Genomic DNA, 20,534 nt, shown 5'->3' with positions numbered 1-20,534 from the left:
TTTTTGCACGCCGATCACCCCACGAAGGGGGTGCCTATTGCACGCTGATCCTCACTGATTACAGCACGCGGCGTTCCTCTACATGCCACCAATGGGTGGGACTATAAGGACGTCATCGCGGTTCTTTTGACAGTGGTGACGGTGGTGCTGACCTTTATCGGTCTTGTGGTTGCGCTTGCCGCCATTTGGGGATGGCAGACTATTTCGCAGGGTGCCGCAACGGAGGCAGCGAAAGCCTCGGCATCTCAGACTGACCACCATCTCCAGTCGGATACTTTCAAAGCAGGCTTGAAACTGCTAATAATGGAACAGATGGAGAACATGAAAAAATCGTCCGTTCAAGATGACGTGGTTGTAGATGTGGGCGCGTTGGAAGCAGCGGCCCTTAACTTCGACTCTGAACATGACGAAGTTTGGGAAGACGATTGATGGGCCTGGCACTTGCACCCGGAATTAGAGATGTATTGAAGCGCCATCAGCAGACAGCGCCTGTAAAGGTGGGAGCGCTAGCGGCGGACCTCGGCTTGACGGTATTAAAATCCGATCTTCCGGCGGGGATCTCGGGGATGCTTCTGCGAGATCCCAAGGATTCCCAGAAGTGGATCATTCGAGTCAATCGGCAAGAGGCACGGAACCGGCAGCGGTTTACGATAGCCCATGAGATTGCCCATTTCCTTCTCCACCGCGATGAGATCGGAGGAGAACTTACAGACGATACCTTCTACCGGAGCGGCCTATCCGAGCGCCGAGAGTGGGAAGCAAACAAGCTTGCCGCCGATATCTTGATGCCGTGGGACTTAGTCCGATCACTAACAGATCAAAGAAAGCTCACCCCAAAGGAATTGGCGGGTGAGTTAGAGGTTTCAGAAGCTGCTATGCAAATCCGCCTTGGGCTACCGACGTAGGAATCGCCAGTGTTCAGCGCCGCCACTTACGTTCCGTCCATAGCCGTGCGTCCTTCGGAAATGGAAGGGCTGCGACGGCTTCCAGACGCGGACAAGGATCGGATACTGCCAAGCATTAGAATCGGCAAATGGAACGGTTCGCATCATCTGGCGCGCACTTTTGAGGGCTTGGAGAAGGCCTTTGGTTCTCGCAATATTATCGCCGACCTTGCACCACCGCCAGTCGTATTGAAGACCCACGCTGACCAAGAACTTGTCGACCTTAATCAGTCTACAAATGGGCATGCGGCATGGACATCGCTGATCCGGCAGCACGGCAATTTTGTTCCTACGTTGCAGTGGGGTCCGTCGGATAGCGACAATATCCAGCAAGCGGGCTCCCTTTTAAGCTTGGGCCGAGGGCTGGTAATCCGACTCCGTCGGGCGAATCAGTGGGACTTGCAGCGTCTTCAGACGATCTCGACGCTGCCTCTGCGTCAATCGCCAATTATGTTGGTTTTGGATTTCGGACAGATTACCCAAAGGCTGGACAACAATGGTGTTGTTGCCGATTTGATGGGGATAGCTGTTGCAGCACTTCGCATAGTCGGAGGAAGCAACGTTACCATAACCACGGCGATGTCAAGCTTCCCCGCCGAGTTCGCATCAATTGATCGGGCGCACGCCCGTCTTCCTATTAGGGAGCGAGCTGTGTTTACTCAGTTGGCGGCGGGCGCCTCGCTTCTCGGCGGAGTCCCTATTATCTATGGCGATTATGCGTCAGTTTGTGTGAATAAGAGCAGCTTTGCACAGGGCGGAGCGCCACGGGTGGACCTCGCTAGCAGAAACGAATGGGTTTACTATCGCCGAGAGACCGACCGTTGCTACATCGAAGCATCGAAGTCCGTGATGAGCGATGCCGCGTGGCAAGCAGGATTAGCTCTTTGGGGCACCAATGAGATTAGGCGTGCGGCAGGCGGTGATTTAACGCACCTCCATTATCAAAGACCATGGGTTGGTGTACGCATCAACGTCCATTTGCACCAACAACTCCATTACGCTTCAACCGACGGCGGCGAAAACACTGATGAGGCATGGGAGGACTGAGCGAACTTTTGGCGGATGTCAGGAGGGATGGCTCCCATTCCGCCCTCGTACACTGTCGATTGCGACCAGTCGTCTATGACTACAGCTGGTGAAATATGATTGCGATTATCTTTTTCATCGTTCCACAGCCGGAGGGTTTGAAGATCGTTGGCGCATATTCGACGCCCTCGAACATCCGTCATAAAGCTTTGTGAAGTTCTCCCGTATCTGGTTTTAAGGTAACTTGCGAGGAACTTACGTATTACCATGAGCGGTAGCTTCTCTGCTTGATCAACCAAGTTACAGCGCGTGCGATTGCTCGGTCTTTTTCCTGCCAACGTCAAAAGACGCTTAATTTCAATTGCAGGAAGTAGTTGCAATGAGTTGAATGCACTCAATGCGGGGGACAACCCGGCCGGTTTTACGTCGCGGACCTCGCAGCCAGCGCCGAAATCGACTATCTCCTTGATACCTACATGTGCGGGTATGGTTGATAAAATCGCATTCATGTGTCGAGTGGCTGCGACAACGTAAACACGCTCAAAAGTTTGCGAGTAGCTTTCAAGCTGACCTAAAAGCCTGACTAACTTGTCAGTCCGTGTCTTGATCTCATAACCGACCAACTCGTCTCCGACGGTGACAAGGTCAGCCCGGTTAGCCCATTTGTCGATTACCAACTCCGACACAATTGCCTCCGATGCCAATCTGCGCGACCGGCGGAGGGCGGTAAGCAGGGCAGCCTTCGCAGCCTTTTCGGGAGATGGCTTAGACATATGGGCCCTTCATTGTCGTTGAAGCCAATTTTAGACGGGTCACGCACTCGGTCAAAGCCCGAACGAGCCATATTACCGGTGCGGACTGGCTCACCTAAAACGAGGAGTCACACCGTGCAAGCCAGCAATGACAGCGTCGTAGTGACTGGCGCGGATTGATTTTTGGAGGCGGGATGTACATTATGAATAATCGCAGTGTTCCATGCTTCAACCGTTCATGCCAAGCGCGCCGCCGGACCAGATGGAACGGTAGCTAAATAGCCTCCTTCCAAAGCACCGGAAATTATAACGGCAACGGATCGGGCACTCTCATCGCTTATGTTCTCTACGCGGAAGAAAACTGTACTACCCTTTAGGCTTACAGATAGCTTCTCGCATGCATCTCGTCCGGCGAAGTAAATCTGTTTCTTCCAGCGCTTGCCAAGGCATGATCCCCTAACCTAGAGTGACATCGCTCCTGCAACACTCAGGAGTGGGGCGTGGAAACCTCATCGGTACAGCAACTTGGTCGATTTATCGGCCGGGTGGCATGCGCGCATGTCCAACCGGTAACGGTAAAGGCGCATGCGCGCTGTGCTGTGCCAGTGTTTCCAACATCCGGCTTAGGCCGTGCCTCCTTTTCTGTGCGGAGGTCGACGGTGGATCGGTTCAAAAAAGACAAGAATTATGCAGAGGCTTTCAAGCGTCGTCAGCGATGGCAGAAGCTTGGAGGACTTAAGGAGGAAGAAAAGAAGGGGGCTGGATGGAGTGGGCTTTTTCTAGGCCTTCTAGCCATCATCGTCATTGGTGCATTGCTCAACAGCGTGAACAGCACCAGCACTGATCCAAGGAAGGCCGAAGAAGAAAGGCGAAGGAGATACGAACGAGAGGAGCGAAAAAAGGACATCGAGAATCTTCAGCGCGCATTGTGCGAAGCACAGCCTTGGCTAGAGCGTTGCAGATAACGGTAATAGATAGCGCGAATAACAGCGCGCCATTTACCCGATCAATCGGAGGGGATTGAGTGGGGTGTGATTTCCGACATATTGCTGCCCTGCCCCAGAACGGGCAGGAAAACTGGAGCGGGCGAAGGGATTCGAACCCTCGACCCCAACCTTGGCAACTTAAGCGCTGGGCTTTTCTATACTTGCCAAGGCAACGCCATACTACGATTTATCTATTATTTCTTGATACTTAAACCCGCATATCGTATTCTGTGGCTGGGCGTAATTGGACGCCTTATAGAGACATTTTGGAGACAAAGCTGTTTCTGTCAAGTTTTGTCTCCAAGTGGAGATGCACAATGCCAACCTGCAAACTGACCAAGCGCGCCGTGGATGCGCTCGTCCCGCCCGCAGAGAAGCAAGAAGTCCTTTGGGATACCGAGGTGAAGGGCTTCGGTGTGCGCGTGCTGCCCTCGGGCCTCAAGACCTTCATCGTGCAGTATCGAAATGCCGAGGGGATCAAGCGCCGCATGAATATCGCGCGCTATGGGATTCTGACGGTCGAACAGGCCCGCGACGAAGCCAAGCTCAAACTCGCTGCCGTCATCAAAGGCGAAGATCCCGCCGAGGAGGTTCAGCAGGCGCGCAAGGGGATGACGGTCGAGGAGATGTGCGACTGGTATCTTGTCGAGGCGCGCGCTGGGCGCATTCTCGGGCGCAAGAACCTGCCCATCAAGGCATCGTCGCTCGATAAGGACGAAAGCCGGATAAAGACGCACATCAAGCCGCTGCTCGGCAAGCGGATCGTGCGGCATCTGAAACCCGCCGACATCGAGCAGATGCAGACCGATGTGAAAGAGGGCAAGACCGCGAAGCCGCGCGGTAGTGGTCGGGGCGGCAGGGCCAAGGGTGGTCCTGCTGCCGCATCGGGTTCTTTGGGAACGCTCCAGGCCATTATCGGTCATGCCAAGCATAAGGGATTGCTCGACACCCACCCGACCGAGGGCGCGAAGAAGCTGGCTGGGAGGAAGAAGACGCGGCGCCTGAGCTTTGCCGAGATCGTGATGATGGGCAAGGCGATGGCCTATGCGGAGCGCAATGGGGAGAACCCTGTCGCGCTTGGTGTACTTCGGACGCTCATGCTTACAGGATACCGCCGGGAAGAAGCGCAGGCTATGCACCGGGCCTGGGTTAATGGTGAGGGCGGCTACGTGGCGTTTCCCGATACCAAAGGCGGCGCACAGATTCGCGCAATCGGACAAGCTGCGATCGAAGTCATCGAAAGCCAGCTCGGTATCGTGGGCAATCCGCATGTCTTCCCCTCGGAAGTCGGAAGGGGACCGTTCACCGCCGTCAGCGCTTGCCTCCAGCGTATCGCCAAGCTGGCGGGGATTGAGGGCATCACGCCACACACGCTGCGCCATACGTTCGGAAGCGTGGCGGGTGAACTCGGCTTTTCGGAACTGACTATCCGGGCCATGCTCGGCCATGCCTCGCAGAACGTCACCCAAGACTATATCCACATTGACGAAGCGTTGAAGCTCGCGGTGCAGCGAACCTCCGATGAGATCGAGCGGTTGCTTGCGGAAGGAGCCGCTAAGCTAGAAGCGATGCAGCTTGCTGCATGACGGCCGAGCGGACTATTTGATCTGGCGACCAACGTCATATGTCCGAGAATCGAGTTTATCGGACATAGCGGTTATCGGCGAAGAGAGTATCAGGCGGACTTTCGTGCCGCGCGAAACGCACGAAGAAATTCCTGTCGGTCCAGCGCCCCCTCAATCAGCGATGGGCCGATCAGGAATGCAGGCGTGCCCGCAACTCCAAGCGCAAATGCCTCCCTCGCGGTTTGTGCCATCATCGCATCGATCTCGCGAGCATGATCCTTCAAATCCTGTTCGATCCGATCCCATCGGCCACCCGCGCGCTCGATCACTTCGCGCAGGACGGCCGACTCCAGCACCCGGCGTTCGCTCATCAAGGCGTGATGAACCTGCGGATAAATCGATTGCCGATCAGCAGCGAGCGCAACCCGTGCCGCGCGCTGCGACATCGGCCCGAAGATCGGCCAGTCCTTATAGATGACGGCTACGTTCCGATCTTCTTCGAACGCCATCCGCAATTGAGGTTCGGCCATCCGGCACGCCGGGCATTGATAGTCGGTAAAGACCGCAACGGTGACGTCCGCATTGGATGGCCCCTCACGCGGCGCACCTTGCTCGCGGAGGACCGATTGCGCGACGTCGCTGCCCGACACGTCGCGGCCAAGAGGCGCCGTCTTTCTGAGGATGAAACTCGCCCCGAAGCCGATCGTGACGACGCCTGAAAGCTGGAGGAGCTGGCGCCGGGTCAAAGGGTTAGCACGTTCCACTGTCCGTATAGCCGCTTCGGCCCTGCCTCGATCAATCGTCCGTAGAGCCGATCTCGCACTATGATCTTATGCCAGCCTTAAGACGACAAAGGGCCTTATCGGCTGACAACGCGCGCGAAATGGGCCACGCCGGGCACAAGATCGGATCGCTCATCATTGCCCAGGCGGCCCGGCAAATCAGATAGATCGCCCGCGCCGAATACGGCCTCGATCCCGCGCACGCAAAGCTCCGTCCCGCTGTCGGCAAGGCTGTAATAGACCTGCCTCGCGTGCTTGCGCGTGCTCACAAGGCCCGATCGGCGCAGTTCGGCAAGCTGTTGGCTAAGGGCAGGCTGACCGATGCCGGTGGCTTCATCGATCGCCGAAACGGACTGCTCGCCGCGATCCAGCAGGAGCGAGAGGATCATAAGACGCTGGGGTTGTGCGTAAGCCTTCAGCTTTTCCGCAGCGGCGTCCGCCAGCTCGCGCGCGGCATGGAGAGCGGTCACTTGGCGCTCCGGCAGAACCAATCGGCCCCGTCGGCTTCTTCCGACGGTGGAAGCAACAGCGGCTCACCGGCGCGCCACCCTTCGGGCGCGAGCCGATCTCCTGCTTGCGCGGCCTGGAGCGCGGCGAGCATCCGCAGCATTTCATCGACCGAACGCCCGACATTCATCGGATAATGGGTGATCGCGCGGATCACGCCATCGGGATCTATGAAATAGGTCGCCCGGACACCGGAGCTGTCCTGCGCAGCCTGCCCGATCATCCCATAAGCGCGGCCGATTGCCATCGACGGATCTTCGATCACCGGGAATCGGATTTCGACCTCGAAAAGATCGCGGATCGCCTTGAGCCAGGCCAGATGGGCATAAAGACTGTCCACGGACAGGCCAAGCAGCACGCCGCCCATTTCCTCAAAACGATCCTGCGCTTTGGCGAGGCCGACAAACTCGGTGGTGCAGACCGGCGTGAAATCGGCCGGATGGGAAAAGAACACGACCCATTTCCCGCGCAGCGAGGACAGGCGCAGCGGCCCCTTGGTGGTCCGCGCCTCGAAATCGGGCGCAGAATCGCCAAGCCGCAGGGAGGGAAGAGGTTCGTTCGGCGTCGTCGTCATGCTTTCGTCCTTGGCATCTCATGCGCCTTGACGCAATGTGCTTACATACATACATAGTTCTGTAATTATGAAATCCAAGGAACGAGCCATGGACGAAGCGATCAGACGCGCGGCCCAGCAAATCGGCGAAGCCCGCAAGGGCGTCCCGCAAATCCGGGCCTTCTTTGATGAAGCCACCAACACCGCCAGCTATGTCGTTCACGATCCCGAAACCCGGCACGCGGCGATCATCGATAGCGTGCTGGATTATGATGCCGCTGCTGGCCGCACCGCCTTCGCATCGGCGGATGCGATCATCGCCTATGTGCGCGAACAAGATTTGAAGGTGGAATGGCTGCTGGAAACGCACGCCCACGCCGATCATTTGTCGGCCGCCCCTTATCTGCAAGAGGAGCTGGGCGGGAAACTTGCCATCGGCAAGGCAATCCTGACCGTGCAAGCGACCTTCGGGAAGCTGTTCAACGAAGGGACCGCGTTCGCGCGCGACGGGTCGCAGTTCGATCATCTGTTCGAGGACGGGGACCAGTTCTCGATCGGCAACCTCAGCGCCACCGTGCTGCATGTGCCGGGCCATACACCTGCCGATCTCGCCTATGTGATCGGGGATGCGGCCTTCATCGGCGACACGCTGTTCATGCCGGACTATGGCACGGCGCGAGCTGATTTTCCCGGTGGTGACGCGCGAACGCTCTATCGCTCGATCCGCCGCCTCCTGACTCTTCCCGCCGAAACCCGTCTGTTCCTGTGCCACGACTACAAGGCGCCGGGCCGTGACGACTATCGCTGGGAAACTACTGTGGCGGAGGAACGCACCGGAAACGTGCACGTCCATGATGGCGTCGACGAAGATAGCTTCGTGGCGATGCGGGAAGCGCGCGATGCGACACTCGACATGCCCAAGCTGATCCTCCCGTCGATTCAGGTGAACATGCGCGGCGGCCATATGCCGGAGCCGGAGGATAACGGGACGCGCTATCTCAAGATCCCGCTCGACGCCCTATGAGCGCGCTGTTCGCTAATGCGGCGCCGGGCATGGGCTTCCTCGGCGGGCTGCTGATCGGAATCGCCGGGGTCGTAATGCTGCTGGGCATCGGCCGGATTGCTGGCGTCAGCGGCCTCGCGGCGCAAGCGACCGGCATCACCGGCTCGGATTCGCGGGCCGTCGCACTGGCCTTCATCATCGGCCTGCCGGTCGGGGCGGCCTTGGTCGCGATGGCACGGCCGATTGCCGTCACCTTTCCATCTTCGCTCGCGGTCCTCATCGTCGGAGGATTGCTCGTCGGGTTCGGCACGCGGCTCGGTAGCGGCTGCACCAGCGGGCATGGCGTCTGTGGCCTGTCACGGCTGTCGCCGCGCTCCATGATCGCGACCGGCCTGTTCATGGCGGCCGGTTTCGCCACCGTGGCAGTGATGCGCGCTTTCGGGTGGGTGTGACATGCGCGCTTTCATAGCCCTGTTGGCCGGAACGATCTTCGGCGCGGGCCTCGCCTTGTCGGGAATGGTCGATCCCGCACGAGTGCGCGGCTTCCTCGATCTGTTCGGGACGTGGGATGCGACGCTGGCGTTCGTGATGGCTGGGGCTTTGCTGCCGATGGCGATTGCTTGGCGGGTGCAGTCCCGCTTGCTCCATGCTGTCTCTGGCGACAATTTTGCCCTGCCTTCGACGCGGCGCATCGACGCGCCCTTGGCTGTCGGTGCGCTGCTGTTCGGCATCGGGTGGGGAATTGCGGGCCTTTGCCCCGGCCCGGCGATCGCCAACCTCGCGCTCGCCCCCCTCGCGGTTCTGCCCTTCCTGGCTGCGATGCTCGCCGGAATGCTGCTTCATCGTCTTTGGGCCGCGCAGCGCTGACACAAGCGGAGGAATCCTTATGGAAACGATCACCCCCATCGCCCCCGATTTCTCGGTATCGCCGCAAGTCAGACCGGAGGACATGCCCGCGATAGCAGCGGCCGGGTTCCGCTCGGTGCTTTGCAATCGCCCGGATGGCGAGGAGCCGGGACAACCGGACGCCGCCGCCCTCGGACATGCGGCGCTGGAGCAAGGCTTGGCCTTCCTGCATGTCCCTGTCGCCAGTCCCGACATCGCCGCTGCCGATGCCCAGGCGATGCGGGCCGCGCTCGACCGTCTCCCCAAGCCCGTTCTGGCCTTCTGCCGATCGGGCGCTCGCTCGACGGCATTGCACAACGCGGCCGTGGCGCTGAACGACAATGGCGCGGCGACCTATGACGTGGTGATCGTCGGCGGCGGGAGCGCGGGCATCGCTTGCGCCGCCAGCCTGCTCAAGCGCCGGGGTGATCTTTCGATCGCGATCATCGAGCCGTCCGACGTGCATTATTATCAGCCGGGATGGACGCTGGTGGGCGCAGGCGTGTTCGATCCACAGACCACGCGCCGGACCATGGCGGAGGTCATGCCCCGCAAGGCGCACTGGATCAGGCAGGCGGTGAGCGCCTTCCACCCGGACAGCAGCAGCGTGGCGCTCGACGACGGAACGATGGTCGCCTACCGCGCGCTGGTCGTAGCGCCGGGCCTTAAACTCGATTGGGACGCCATTCCCGGCCTCTCCGAAACCCTCGGCCGGAACGGCGTCACGTCCAACTATCGCTACGATCTCGCGCCCTACACGCACGAGCTGGTGCGCAGCGCGGCGCAGGGCCGCGCGCTGTTCACGCAGCCGCCCATGCCGATCAAATGCGCGGGGGCGCCGCAGAAGGCCATGTATCTCTCCTGCCACGAATGGGAGAAGCGCGGCCTGCTCGAAGAGATCGATGTCGAGTTCCACAGCGCCGGTCCGGCCCTGTTCGGGGTGGCCGATTATGTGCCCGCGCTGATGACCTATATCGAGCGTTACGGTATCGACTTCCAGCCCGGCTCGAAACTGGTCGGGGTCGATGGTGCCGCGCGGGTCGCCCGTTTCGAGCAAGGCAGCGATGGCAATAAAACGGTTGTCGAACGCCCCTTCGACATGCTGCACGTCGTCCCGCCGCAGGTCGCCCCGGACTTCATCCGGTCCAGTCCGCTTGCCGATGAAAGCGGGTTCGTTGCGGCCGATCCCGCCACCTTGCGTCATCCGACATGGCCCAACCTGTTCGCGCTGGGGGATGTCGTGGCCACCACCAATGCCAAGACAGCCGCGGCCGCACGCAAGCAGGCGCCGGTGGTCGCCGTGAACGTCCTTGCCGCCTTGGACGGCAAACAGCCGCAGGCAGGCTATGACGGCTATGGCTCCTGCCCGCTCACCGTCGAGCGCGGGCGGATCGTGCTGGCGGAGTTCGGTTATGGGGGCAAGCTGCTGCCCAGCTTCCCGACATGGCTGATCGATGGCCGTCGGCTGCCGCCGATCTACTGGCACGGGATGCTTAAAGGCCGCGAATGGCTGGCCGATCCTCGCCCGATCGGACAGGTCCGGTGACGCTCGAACCGCTCCAATATCTGCTCGGCATCGCCTCCGGGGCGCTGGTCGGATTCAGTCTGGGACTGGTAGGAGGCGGCGGGTCGATCCTCGCTGTTCCGTTGATGGTCTATCTGGTCGGCGTGCCCAGCGCCCATGTCGCGATCGGCACCAGCGCGCTCGCGGTCGCGGCCAATGCCGCAACGGGCCTCGCAAATCATGCCCACGCGCATAATGTCAAATGGCGCTGTGGCGGCATGTTCGCGGCAGCGGGTATCGTCGGAGCGCTGGGTGGCTCGACCCTCGGCAAGATGGTCGACGGCGACCGGCTGCTGTTCCTGTTCGCGTTGGTCATGCTGCTGGTCGGGGCGTTGATGCTCAAGGGGCGCGGCAATCCCGGCAATCCCGGCGCGGAGTGCAACCGGGAAAAGGCGCCCAAGGTGCTCGGTTATGGCCTTGGCTCCGGTCTGTTCTCCGGCTTCTTCGGCATAGGCGGCGGTTTCCTGATCGTGCCGGGCCTCGTCGCCTCTACGGGTATGCCGATCCTGCTTGCGGTCGGCACGTCGCTGGTCGCCGTGACCGCCTTCGGCCTGACCACCGCTGCCAATTATGCCTTTTCCGGGCTTATCGACTGGCCGCTGGCGATTCTGTTCATCATCGGCGGCGCAGTTGGCAGTCTGGCAGGCACGCGGCTCGCACGGCGTCTCGGTGCGGAAACCGGACGGCTGACGCTGGTTTTCGCGATGCTGATCTTCGCTGTTGCTGCCTACATGCTCTGGCGCAGCGCCGGGGCCTTCATGGGGGCGTGAGGCAGTATGTCCACTATCAAAGCCGTTCGCCTCTCCTAGAGCGGGCACCGAAAGGACATAGAAATGTTCGAATCGTTCGACGCGCTATTCCTCGCCCGCGCGCAATTCGCTTTCACGGTGAGCTTCCATTTCATCTTCCCGGCCTTCTCGATCGGGCTGGCGAGCTTCCTCATGGTGCTCGAAGCCCTGTGGCTCAAGACCGGCAAGGGCGTCTATGCCAACCTCTACCGCTATTGGCTGAAGATCTTCGCAATCGCATTCGCCATGGGCGTCGTTTCCGGCATCGTCATGTCCTACCAGTTCGGCACCAACTGGTCGGTTTTCTCTGACAAGGCCGGTCCAGTCATCGGGCCGCTGATGGCCTATGAAGTGCTGACCGCCTTCTTCCTCGAAGCGGGCTTCCTCGGCGTCATGCTGTTCGGGATCAACAAGGTGGGGCCACGGCTCCACTTCGCCGCGACCTGCATGGTGGCGCTGGGCACCTTCATTTCCGCCTTCTGGATCTTGTCGGTCAATAGCTGGATGCAGACGCCTACCGGATATGAGATAGGCGCGAACGGCCAATTCCTGCCGGGACCAAGCTGGGCGGCGATCATCTTCACCCCCAGCTTCCCCTATCGTCTCGTCCACACCGTCATCGCGGCCTATCTGACCACGGCCTTCGTGGTCGGCGCGGTCGGTGCCTGGCATCTGCTGCGCGATCGGGCCAATCCCGGCGCGCGCAAGATGTTCTCCATGGCGATGTGGATGGCGGCGCTGGTCGCGCCGGTGCAGATTTTCGCAGGCGACATGCACGGCCTCAACACGCTCGAACATCAACCCGCCAAGGTCATGGCGATGGAGGGTCACTATCAAAGCCATCCCGATGGCGCGCCGCTGATCCTGTTCGGGATTCCCAACAGCGCTGAAAGGCGGGTCGATTATGCCGTCGAGATTCCGAAGGCATCTTCGCTGATCCTCAAGCATGATCCGGACGCGCCATTGGCGGGGCTGGATACCATAGCAGAAGATCAGCATCCGCCCGTTGGCACCGTGTTCTGGGCCTTCCGCATCATGGTCGGCCTCGGCTTCGCCATGCTGGGTCTGGGCCTGTGGAGTCTGGTCGCCCGCGCGCGCCGCAAGCTCTATGATTGGTCCTGGCTGCATCGGGCCGCGATCGTGATGGGGCCTTCGGGTTTTATCGCCGTCATCGCCGGGTGGGTGACAACGGAAGTGGGTCGCCAGCCCTGGACGATCTATGGCCAGCTCCGGACGGTCCAGTCGGCATCGCCGCTCGATGCACCCGCTGTCGCCGCGTCGCTCCTAGCGTTCATCGTCGTCTATTTCGCGGTGTTCGGAACGGGCACGCTCTATATTCTCAAATTGATGGGCAAGCCTCCCGAACCGCATGAAGAGGCCGTTCCAACGCACGGCCCGGTGCGGACCGCCGGGATCACGCCTGCCCCCGCGATCGAGGGAGGCCAGCCATGATCGACCTTACCATCGTTTGGGCCGGGATCATCGCGTTCGCCGTGGCCGCCTATGTCGTGATGGACGGCTTCGATCTCGGTATCGGCATCCTGTTCCCTCGCTTCCCGGTCGGCCGCGATCGCGACATGGCGATGAACAGCATCGCGCCGGTGTGGGACGGCAATGAAACATGGCTGGTGCTCGGAGGCGGCGGTCTGATGGCCGCTTTCCCGTTGGCCTATGCGATCGTGCTGCCCGCGCTCTACGCGCCGCTGATCGCGATGCTGCTCGGCCTGGTCTTTCGCGGTGTAGCATTCGAGTTTCGCTGGCGCGATCCCGGCCATCGCCGTTTCTGGGATTTCGCCTTTTGCGGCGGCTCGATCGTTGCCACGCTGGCGCAGGGGATCACGCTTGGGGCGCTGCTCCAAGGCATCACGGTTGAGGGACGCGCATATGCCGGTGGCTGGTGGGAATGGTTGACGCCTTTCTCGCTGCTGACCGGCCTCAGCCTGCTTATCGGCTATGCCCTGCTCGGCGCGGGCTGGCTGATCTGGAAGGCCGAAGGTGCGCTTCAGGCACAGGCCCGCCGAATGGCGCGCTTGCTCCTGCCAGCCCTGCTGATCGCCATTGGCCTCGTCAGCGCATTGACGCCGTTTCTCGAAGCGCAATATTATCAGCGCTGGTTCCAATGGCCGGGCGTGCTGGCGAGCGCGCAGATGCCGCTGCTGGTGGCGATCGTCGGCTTTCTGGCGTGGCGTGCGATCGACAATATTGGGCAGAAAAGGGGGCGGGACTGGATGCCCTTCTGCCTGATCCTGCTCCTGTTCGGGCTGTCGATGGTCGGACTGGCCATTTCGATCTGGCCGGATGTCATTCCGGGCCGCGTCTCCATTTGGGAAGCCGCCGCGCCCGAACGCAGCCAGATATTCATGCTGATCGGGGCGGGCCTGCTGGTGCCGGTGATCCTCGGATACACCATCTGGGCCTATTGGGTATTCCGGGGGAAGGTCGATGAAGCGGGATATCATTGACTTGGCCGCGTCCGGCCCTCTCTGGAAACGCCTCGCGTGGTTCGCCGCGATCTGGGTAATGAGCGTGGCGGCGCTCGGCGTCGTCGCCTATGGCATTCGTCTGGTCATATCATGACGGCGACACCGAGAGAGGCACCTGTCATTCCAAAGATTACGAGAGGAGACATATATGCAGTCGAGCACGGCCCGCGCACGGGCATTTCCATGGAAACGAGCCGGATTGGGGCTGGCGGTCGCGCTGGCAGTCCCCGGTAGCGCGATGGCACAGGATGCAAGCCACCCTGTCATCCCCGGCTATGGCGCGATTATGCCAGCGCACGACGTTGCCAGTCTGCCGGACCCGTCGCTTCGTTACCACGTCGCCTTTGAAGTCACGCGCACGGGAACCGACGATGCACAGATCAATCCGGCGCTCGATCGGGTGGCGCGCTTCGTGAACCTGCTCGGCGCATCGGGTATCCGTCCCGCTCCGGGCGACATCGTGGTCGTCATTCACGGCCCTGCGACCCCGGCGATCCTGAACGATGCCGGATATCAGGCGCGGTTTCATCGTGCCAACCCGAACACGCGGCTGATTGAGGAACTGCAACGCGCTGGCGTCGCTATTCATGTGTGCAGCTATGCGCTCGCGAACCAGCATATTGAGCGCGATACCGTCGCGAAGGACGTAACGATCGACCTCGCCGCCATGGTCACGCTTGCCAACCTGCAATTGAAAGGCTGGGCGGTCATCCCCGGATAAGAGCCTGCCAGGCTGAATACGAGCCGGGGCGAGGATCTACCATCGGCTAAGGCAGTCTTAAGCTTGGCGGGCGACAGCCACGCGATGATGCGGACTCTTCGACTTTCATCTGCCGCCATGGCACTCCCGGTTGTTCCTGCAACTGCTCTACGCCGTGTGCTGGGCACAGTCTTGATCCTCTGGCTGGCTTTGGCGGCCACGGCGGCGCTGGCGCAGACGCAGCAGCATATCCAGGCATCGATCGTCGCCAAAAGCGACACCCCCCGTCCCGGCGCAACCACCCGCATCGCGATCCGCATGACGCCGGAATCGGGCTGGCATGGCTATTGGATCAATCCGGGGGACAGCGGCGTTCCGGTCGAAGCCGAATGGCATCTGCCCAACGGCGTTCGTGCTGGGGCGCTCGAACAGCCCACACCTACACTGCTCGAACTAGGCGGCCTCGCCAGCTACGTCTATGAAGGTGCGTTCACCCTACTCGCGGATCTCGCAGTCGACCGCTCCGTCGCGTCGGGAACCGCCCTTCCCGTCAAGGTCGATCTGACATGGCTGGCCTGCTCCGACAGCCTTTGCGTGCCGGAACGAACCACGCTTCAGCTCGCCCTCAGCGCTGGCGATGGCGCCGTCGACCGGAGCCGCCAGTCGCTATTCTCGGCGGCCGAAGCTGCCTTACCATCATCCGGGCGGGCGCAAGGGCGTCTGGAAGCCGCCGACGGGCGTTGGGCGTTCGTCGTGTCCGGCGCACGGAGCCTGAATGTTGCCCGGACCTATCTCTTTCCGGTGGAAGATGGCTGGTTCGAGGCCAGCGCGAAACAGCATGTGACCCGTGAAGCGGACGGAACAATCCGGATTGAGGTCGCCGCGCCCGGCTCGGCCCCCTCCCCGAACTTCACCGGCGTAATATCGGATGGGCGGCAAAGCTTCATGCTCGCAGGTTTGAAGCCCGACAAGGCGGTCGCGCCCGCTTCTGAAACCGCAACCGCAGAAGAAGCGATGGTTTCCGGTGTTCCCGATCCGGCGACTGGCCGCGAGACGATCGGCAGCGCACCGGAGTCCACCGCGCCTTCGACGGGGGATGCACCCGCACTGAAAATCGCGCTCATGGGCGCACTGCTCGGCGGTCTGTTGCTCAATCTTATGCCCTGCGTCTTTCCGATCCTGTCGCTGAAAGCGCTAAGTCTGGCGCGGGCCGGTGTCGATCGGCGCACGGCGAGGCTCGAAGGCGTCGCCTATTTTGCGGGCAGCGTCGTCACCAGCCTGTTGCTCGGTGCGATACTGGTGGGCGCGCGTGCCCTGGGCCACGACATTGGCTGGTCCTTCCAACTCCAGAATCCGCACATCATTCTCCTGCTGATGCTGCTTTCGCTGATGATCGCGCTCAATCTGGCCGGGCTGTTCGAAATGACGGGCATTTCGGTGGCAAATCGCGTCATGGGTAAACCGGGATGGTCAGGGGCGTTCGGCACCGGCGCTCTCGCCGCGCTCGTCGCGACGCCGTGCAGCGGCCCCTTCATGGGTGTCGCGCTCGGCGCCGCCCTTGTCTTGCCGACGCCCGCCGCCCTTGCGGTCTTTGCCGGGCTGGGCATCGGCATGGCCCTGCCCTTCCTGTTGCTTGCCTTCGTGCCAGCGTTGCAACGGCTCCTGCCCAAGCCGGGGGCGTGGATGGAAACTTTCCGGCGCCTGCTGGCGATCCCGATGCTGTTGACCGCGATCGGTCTGGCATGGGTGCTCGGACGGCAAAGCGGCGTCGACGGGCTGGCTCTCGGCTTGCTCATCGCCGCACTCGGCGCGCTCGGCCTCTGGTGGATCGGGCACCGTCAAAGTCGGGGAACCAGGGCAGGCGCGGCGGCTCTGCCCATCATGGCGGCGCTGCTGTTAGCGATTGCGATCGATCTGCCGCGTCCCGTCGAGGCAACGCCGATCGCCAGCACCGGCAAGACGGAGCCATTCAGCGAAACGCGGCTCGCGGAGCTACAGGCGGCCGGACAGCCGGTGTTTGTCGACATGACCGCGGACTGGTGCCTCGTCTGCCAGGTCAACAAGCGTGTCGCCATTGATCGCCCCGATACGCGCGCGGCGTTCGACAAGGGCGGCGTTGTCACGCTCGTAGGCGACTGGACGAGCGGCGATCCCGCGATCACGCGGTTCCTTGCTTCGCGCGGCCGCAATTCGATCCCCTATTATCTCTTCGTCACCCCGTCGGGCGAGACGCGGGAATTGCCCCAAATCCTGACAAGTGATCTTCTCATCCAGCAAGCCGCTTCTTCCGGCAATACATCCTGAGAAAGTGACCTATGGTTCAACAGACCTTCGATTTTGACAGCGCCTCGGGCAAGCGCGTGGTGGGCCGTCTTGAGCAACCTCAGGCGACACCCAGAGGCTGGGCCATTTTCGCGCACTGTTTCACATGCGGGAAAGACAGCATCGCAGCTGTCCGTGTCTCGCGTGCGCTGGCGCGCTCGGGGATCGGCGTGTTGCGGTTTGATTTCGCCGGTCTGGGCGGCGATAGAGAAGGCACTTTTGCAAGCGACGTTGATGATCTGGTAGCCTCCGCTCGTGCCATGGCCGAAGCTGGCATGCCGCCATCGCTTTTGATCGGTCATAGCCTCGGCGGCGCGGCGATCCTGGCGGCTGCTTCTGACGTCGATACGGTCAAGGCGGTTGCGACCATCGGGGCGCCTGCGAACGTCGGCGATGTGCTGCGCCATTTTGATCCCGACTCGCTGGCGAGGGCCGAAGAGAAAGGTACGGCGCAAACCGAACTGGCTGGCAGACCTTATGTGATTCATCGCAGTTTCATCGATGATGTACGTGCACAGGATCTGCTTACCAAGGTGCGCGAGCTGCGCCGCCCGATACTTATCCTGCACGCGCCCGGCGATAAGATCGTAGGCATCGGCAACGCATCCAGCATCTTCCAAGCTGCCTGGCATCCCAAAAGCTTCATCTCGCTCGATGACGCCGATCATCTTCTCACCCGCCATGCAGATGCCGATTATGTTGCAACCGTTATCGCGGCATGGGCATCCCGTTACCTGCCACCCATTGAAGAGGATATTGAAGATGTCTCTCATGGTGAAGGCGTCATGGCTCTCGAAACTGGCAAAGGCGCGTTTCAGCTAACTATACGGAGCGGAGAACACCACTTTCTGGCAGATGAGCCGGTGTCGGTCGGCGGCCTTGGTAGCGGCCTTTCGCCCTACGAACTGGTAGCTGCCGGGCTGGCGGCATGCACAGTAATGACTATTCGCATGTATGCCGGGCGAAAGGGTTTTCCGCTCGAACGAGCGGGCACGACGGTGAAGCATCTCAAGCGACCGGGCGAAACTCCGGCCGACCTGTTTGAGCGCGTCATAACGCTCGAAGGCCCGCTCGATGATGAGCAGCGCGCCAAACTTGTATCGATCGCGGATCGCTGCCCCGTGGATCTTACGCTGGTGCGAGGATCAGAAGTAACGACAAGTCTGGTGTCGCGATAATATCCGACCGTCACTTAAAGAAAGGCCGTGGGCGCGCCTGATCTCGGAGCCATTTGGATCGTGCCCGCCTCAGCGTCTTGAACCTTGCGCATTGCGCCTCATAGACAAACCGCATTTGGGGGTTCCAGGCCGCCAAGCGCCGCCACGACCTGTTCACAGGCGCGGGTCCGCAACTCGGTAAGCGCGGCATCTGAGACGAATGCAATGTGAGGTGTAATCACCGTTGCCGGGTGAACCATGATTTCACGTGGGGGAATCGGCTCTCCCTCTATCACATCCAGCGCCGCACCCCGGATCGCGCCGTTTTCGAGGCCACGTAACAACGCAGCATTGTCAACAAGAGGGCCGCGCGAGACGTTGACGATCAGCGGCCGCCGACGGCATGCCGCGATGAAAGCGTCGTCGATCATATGTCGGGTATCGCTGGTCAGCGGCACCATCAGCAGGATCACATCGGCCTGAGTGCAGAGCGTAGGAAGATCGACAGGTTCGACGGTTTCATCCCCGGAGCGCAATGATCGGGAGTGGGCCAGAACACGGCAGCCAAAGCCGCCAAGGCGCTGCGCGGCGGCCTGGCCGATCCGGCCATAGCCCACGATGCCGATCGTGAGGTCAGCAAGCCGGTCGAAGCGGGCGCTTTCAGGTTGCCACAATCCTTGCTTGGCCGCCCGGTCGAACTGCACGATTCCCCGGAGCCAGGACAGGATCAACGCCACAGCATGGTCTGCGACATCCTGCGTGCAATAGTCCGGCACGTTCGTGATGAAAGCCCCCCGTGACATCGCCGCCTTTACATCGATATTGTCGAGGCCAACGCCAAGCCGCGCCACGATCCGTAAATCGGGAGCGTTTGCAATTGCCGCCGCCGATACAGGCGCCCAGCAGGTCAGAATGGCTTGAGGGCGCACCTCACGCACCATCTCTTCCACCCTTTGCCCGGATGGTGCTTCGATTGGTCCGACCACAAGCTGCGCGCCTGCCGCGCGCAGTATGCCTTGCTCGATTGACAGATCTTCCCATGGATGATCGGTCAGCAAAACCCTTGGCATGTGTGCAACGTCCCGCTTTGTCATGCCGCGCCCTGCGTCCTGCCCATAAACCCTTCCTTGGCTCTCATCTACGTCACCGCCTCTTGCCACCTATCGACCAATCTACTAGTTGGATGGTTAGCAATCAAGGAGGCATGTATGACTGATTCGGTACTCAATGGCATCAACACCACCGCTCTTGCGGGCTTTGCGGAACAGGTGAAAGCCGACACCGCTGTGGGCGCTGTCAAATTCGACGTGGCGACCGAATGGCAGGGCGGCACCAAATCCGTCACTAAGGTTGCCGGATATGAATTGTCCGGAACGCAGATCGCCCGCGAATTTCAGATCGCCGCTGATGAGCCGGTGGAGCTGCTTGGCGAAAACACCGCTCCCAATCCGCAAGAACTTCTGCTCGCGGCCATGAACGCCTGCATGACCGTGGGGATCGTGGCGACGGCGGCGACGATGGGCGTCACTCTCAAGTCGTTGACCATCCGCGCTTCGGGCGCGCTCGACCTGCGCGGCTTTCTCGGCCTCGATGATGCGGTGAAGCCGGGCTACGATTCCATCGACTATGAAATCATCATGGACGGCGATTTCACGCCGGAACAGTTCCAGCAGATTCACGACGCTGTGGTGAAAACCTCGCCCAATCGCTGGAATGTCGCGAACGCCATCCGCCTCAATCCCAAGCTCACCATGCGCTCGGTGTGGGTTGACGCCTGATTTTGGGAAGGAACATCATGAAAGCGCAGTTTCTTTATATCACCGACCCCTATTGCATCTGGTGCTACGGTTTCAGCGGTGTGATCGGCAAGATCGCGGCGGATTATGCGGATCGGTTGGATATCCAGGTCATCAACGGGGGCATGATCCCCACAGACACGCCCCTTCCCGCAATGTTCGGCCGGTTTCCCGATCCCATGGGGATGCATGAGCGCGTCACCCAGCTCTCCGGCCAGGAGTTTGGCGCGGACTATCTGAATGAGATTCGCCATCTCCAGACCTCGAAGCATGTCCTCAATTCGACCATGCCTGCCCGCGCGATGATCGCTTTTCAGCGGCTCGGCGTGTCGGATGGCGTGGCGATCGCCTCGGAGATCCAGCGGACCTATTATGCCGACAACAAGGATCTTCAGGATATCCAGACCTATGAGCCGATGGCGGCGCATTTCGGGATCGATTTCGCGGCGTTCCGTCAGTTGATGGACAGCCCGGATATCGCGCTTGGCGTCATGGACGAACGGCGCATGGTGCAGGAGATGGGCATCCAGGGCTTCCCCGCCTTGCTGATGCGCCTCGACAACGGAAAGCTGGCGCTGCTCGCACGCGGTTTCATGCCCTTCGAGGATACCAAGACCAATCTGGACGAAGCGCTGCGCCGCTACGCATCGATGCCCGAACCATCGGGCCAGATGTGCGGTATCGACGGCAAGGGTTGCTGATCGCGGGCCTGCGACATCGA

The 20,534-nt window shown here is 61.0% G+C and carries 23 protein-coding genes; 18 read left to right on the top strand and 5 right to left on the bottom strand.

The window, feature by feature from the left end:
* The first annotated feature begins 126 nt into the window (after nucleotides 1–126).
* The 3 genes from AX724_RS13565 to AX724_RS22905 are packed head-to-tail and all read left to right on the top strand — an operon-like array spanning nucleotide 127 to nucleotide 1,991.
* Complete coding sequence (locus tag AX724_RS13565) at nucleotides 127–429, top strand: hypothetical protein (RefSeq protein WP_066767384.1); 303 nt, start codon at nucleotides 127–129, stop codon at nucleotides 427–429.
* Entirely contained in the window at nucleotides 429–905 is a 477-nt protein-coding gene (locus tag AX724_RS13560; RefSeq protein WP_066767383.1) for an ImmA/IrrE family metallo-endopeptidase, read from the top strand. Before AX724_RS13565 ends, AX724_RS13560 begins: the two co-directional genes overlap by 1 nt.
* Nucleotides 906–914: 9 nt before the next feature.
* Nucleotides 915–1,991 (top strand): beta family protein, encoded by a 1,077-nt coding sequence (locus AX724_RS22905; protein ID WP_156448085.1) that lies wholly within the window; start codon nucleotides 915–917, stop codon nucleotides 1,989–1,991.
* Here AX724_RS22905 and AX724_RS23400 read toward each other — a convergent pair.
* Nucleotides 1,940–2,743 (bottom strand): sce7726 family protein, encoded by an 804-nt coding sequence (locus AX724_RS23400; protein WP_156448084.1) that lies wholly within the window; start codon nucleotides 2,741–2,743, stop codon nucleotides 1,940–1,942. The genes AX724_RS22905 and AX724_RS23400 overlap by 52 nt on opposite strands.
* A gap of 638 nt (nucleotides 2,744–3,381) precedes the next feature.
* Between AX724_RS23400 and AX724_RS23395 the strand changes: the two genes are divergently transcribed.
* Entirely contained in the window at nucleotides 3,382–3,687 is a 306-nt protein-coding gene (locus tag AX724_RS23395; RefSeq protein ID WP_156448083.1) for a hypothetical protein, read from the top strand.
* A 338-nt stretch (nucleotides 3,688–4,025) separates the two neighbouring features.
* Nucleotides 4,026–5,294, top strand: coding sequence for a tyrosine-type recombinase/integrase (locus AX724_RS13555; RefSeq protein WP_066767382.1), 1,269 nt, complete (start codon nucleotides 4,026–4,028; stop codon nucleotides 5,292–5,294).
* Nucleotides 5,295–5,383: 89 nt separating this feature from the next.
* Here the strand turns inward: AX724_RS13555 and AX724_RS13550 are convergent, their stop codons facing one another.
* The 3 genes from AX724_RS13550 to AX724_RS13540 form a co-directional block, all read right to left on the bottom strand.
* Nucleotides 5,384–6,037, bottom strand: coding sequence for a DsbA family protein (locus AX724_RS13550; RefSeq protein ID WP_197421582.1), 654 nt, complete (start codon nucleotides 6,035–6,037; stop codon nucleotides 5,384–5,386).
* Nucleotides 6,038–6,132: 95 nt separating this feature from the next.
* A complete protein-coding gene (locus AX724_RS13545; protein ID WP_066767388.1) occupies nucleotides 6,133–6,525 on the bottom strand; it encodes an ArsR/SmtB family transcription factor in 393 nt (130 codons plus the stop codon).
* Nucleotides 6,522–7,136, bottom strand: a complete 615-nt coding sequence (locus AX724_RS13540) for a peroxiredoxin (protein WP_066767379.1) — start codon at nucleotides 7,134–7,136, stop codon at nucleotides 6,522–6,524. The genes AX724_RS13545 and AX724_RS13540 overlap by 4 nt, the downstream gene beginning before the upstream one ends.
* Nucleotides 7,137–7,224: 88 nt before the next feature.
* Between AX724_RS13540 and AX724_RS13535 the strand changes: the two genes are divergently transcribed.
* The 11 genes from AX724_RS13535 to AX724_RS13490 all read left to right on the top strand — a co-directional run bounded on the left by AX724_RS13535 (nucleotide 7,225) and on the right by AX724_RS13490 (nucleotide 18,038).
* The gene (locus AX724_RS13535; RefSeq protein ID WP_066767378.1) at nucleotides 7,225–8,139 is read left to right on the top strand and encodes an MBL fold metallo-hydrolase; all 915 of its coding nucleotides are present in this window, start codon (nucleotides 7,225–7,227) and stop codon (nucleotides 8,137–8,139) included.
* Nucleotides 8,136–8,570 (top strand): YeeE/YedE family protein, encoded by a 435-nt coding sequence (locus tag AX724_RS13530; protein ID WP_066767374.1) that lies wholly within the window; start codon nucleotides 8,136–8,138, stop codon nucleotides 8,568–8,570. The genes AX724_RS13535 and AX724_RS13530 overlap by 4 nt, the downstream gene beginning before the upstream one ends.
* A gap of 1 nt (nucleotide 8,571) precedes the next feature.
* On the top strand, nucleotides 8,572–8,985 hold the full coding sequence (locus AX724_RS13525) for a DUF6691 family protein (RefSeq protein ID WP_066767370.1): 414 nt from the start codon (nucleotides 8,572–8,574) through the stop codon (nucleotides 8,983–8,985).
* Nucleotides 8,986–9,004: 19 nt separating this feature from the next.
* The gene (locus AX724_RS13520; RefSeq protein WP_066767368.1) at nucleotides 9,005–10,549 is read left to right on the top strand and encodes a bifunctional protein tyrosine phosphatase family protein/NAD(P)/FAD-dependent oxidoreductase; all 1,545 of its coding nucleotides are present in this window, start codon (nucleotides 9,005–9,007) and stop codon (nucleotides 10,547–10,549) included.
* The gene (locus tag AX724_RS13515; RefSeq protein ID WP_066767366.1) at nucleotides 10,510–11,337 is read left to right on the top strand and encodes a sulfite exporter TauE/SafE family protein; all 828 of its coding nucleotides are present in this window, start codon (nucleotides 10,510–10,512) and stop codon (nucleotides 11,335–11,337) included. The genes AX724_RS13520 and AX724_RS13515 overlap by 40 nt, the downstream gene beginning before the upstream one ends.
* 63 nt (nucleotides 11,338–11,400) lie before the next feature.
* A complete protein-coding gene (locus AX724_RS13510) occupies nucleotides 11,401–12,807 on the top strand; it encodes a cytochrome ubiquinol oxidase subunit I (RefSeq protein WP_066767364.1) in 1,407 nt (468 codons plus the stop codon).
* Nucleotides 12,804–13,817, top strand: a complete 1,014-nt coding sequence (gene cydB / locus AX724_RS13505; RefSeq protein ID WP_066767362.1) for a cytochrome d ubiquinol oxidase subunit II — start codon at nucleotides 12,804–12,806, stop codon at nucleotides 13,815–13,817. The genes AX724_RS13510 and cydB overlap by 4 nt, the downstream gene beginning before the upstream one ends.
* On the top strand, nucleotides 13,798–13,932 hold the full coding sequence (locus AX724_RS22900; protein WP_082733533.1) for a DUF2474 domain-containing protein: 135 nt from the start codon (nucleotides 13,798–13,800) through the stop codon (nucleotides 13,930–13,932). Before cydB ends, AX724_RS22900 begins: the two co-directional genes overlap by 20 nt.
* A gap of 54 nt (nucleotides 13,933–13,986) precedes the next feature.
* Complete coding sequence (locus AX724_RS13500) at nucleotides 13,987–14,559, top strand: DsrE family protein (RefSeq protein WP_082733532.1); 573 nt, start codon at nucleotides 13,987–13,989, stop codon at nucleotides 14,557–14,559.
* Nucleotides 14,560–14,715: 156 nt separating this feature from the next.
* The gene (locus AX724_RS13495) at nucleotides 14,716–16,842 is read left to right on the top strand and encodes a protein-disulfide reductase DsbD family protein (RefSeq protein WP_066767358.1); all 2,127 of its coding nucleotides are present in this window, start codon (nucleotides 14,716–14,718) and stop codon (nucleotides 16,840–16,842) included.
* 11 nt (nucleotides 16,843–16,853) lie between these two features.
* Nucleotides 16,854–18,038 carry a bifunctional alpha/beta hydrolase/OsmC family protein gene (locus tag AX724_RS13490; RefSeq protein ID WP_066767357.1) on the top strand — a complete coding sequence of 395 codons (1,185 nt, stop codon included), beginning with the start codon at nucleotides 16,854–16,856 and terminating at the stop codon, nucleotides 18,036–18,038.
* A gap of 98 nt (nucleotides 18,039–18,136) precedes the next feature.
* Here AX724_RS13490 and AX724_RS13485 read toward each other — a convergent pair whose 3' ends face one another.
* Nucleotides 18,137–19,087 (bottom strand): C-terminal binding protein, encoded by a 951-nt coding sequence (locus tag AX724_RS13485; RefSeq protein WP_066767386.1) that lies wholly within the window; start codon nucleotides 19,085–19,087, stop codon nucleotides 18,137–18,139.
* Between the two features lie 138 nt (nucleotides 19,088–19,225).
* On the opposite strand from AX724_RS13485, the gene AX724_RS13480 reads away from it, so the two are divergent.
* Both AX724_RS13480 and AX724_RS13475 read left to right on the top strand, forming a co-directional pair.
* The gene (locus AX724_RS13480) at nucleotides 19,226–19,795 is read left to right on the top strand and encodes an OsmC family protein (RefSeq protein WP_066767355.1); all 570 of its coding nucleotides are present in this window, start codon (nucleotides 19,226–19,228) and stop codon (nucleotides 19,793–19,795) included.
* Between the two features lie 17 nt (nucleotides 19,796–19,812).
* Nucleotides 19,813–20,514, top strand: coding sequence for a DsbA family protein (locus AX724_RS13475; RefSeq protein WP_066767354.1), 702 nt, complete (start codon nucleotides 19,813–19,815; stop codon nucleotides 20,512–20,514).
* The last annotated feature ends 20 nt before the right edge of the window (nucleotides 20,515–20,534 follow it).

The sequence above is a fragment of the Sphingobium sp. CCH11-B1 genome (assembly GCF_001556865.1).
GTDB lineage: Bacteria > Pseudomonadota > Alphaproteobacteria > Sphingomonadales > Sphingomonadaceae > Sphingobium.
The sequence above is the reverse complement of the archived record's forward strand: the minus strand, read 5'-3'. Positions and strand labels throughout refer to the sequence as shown.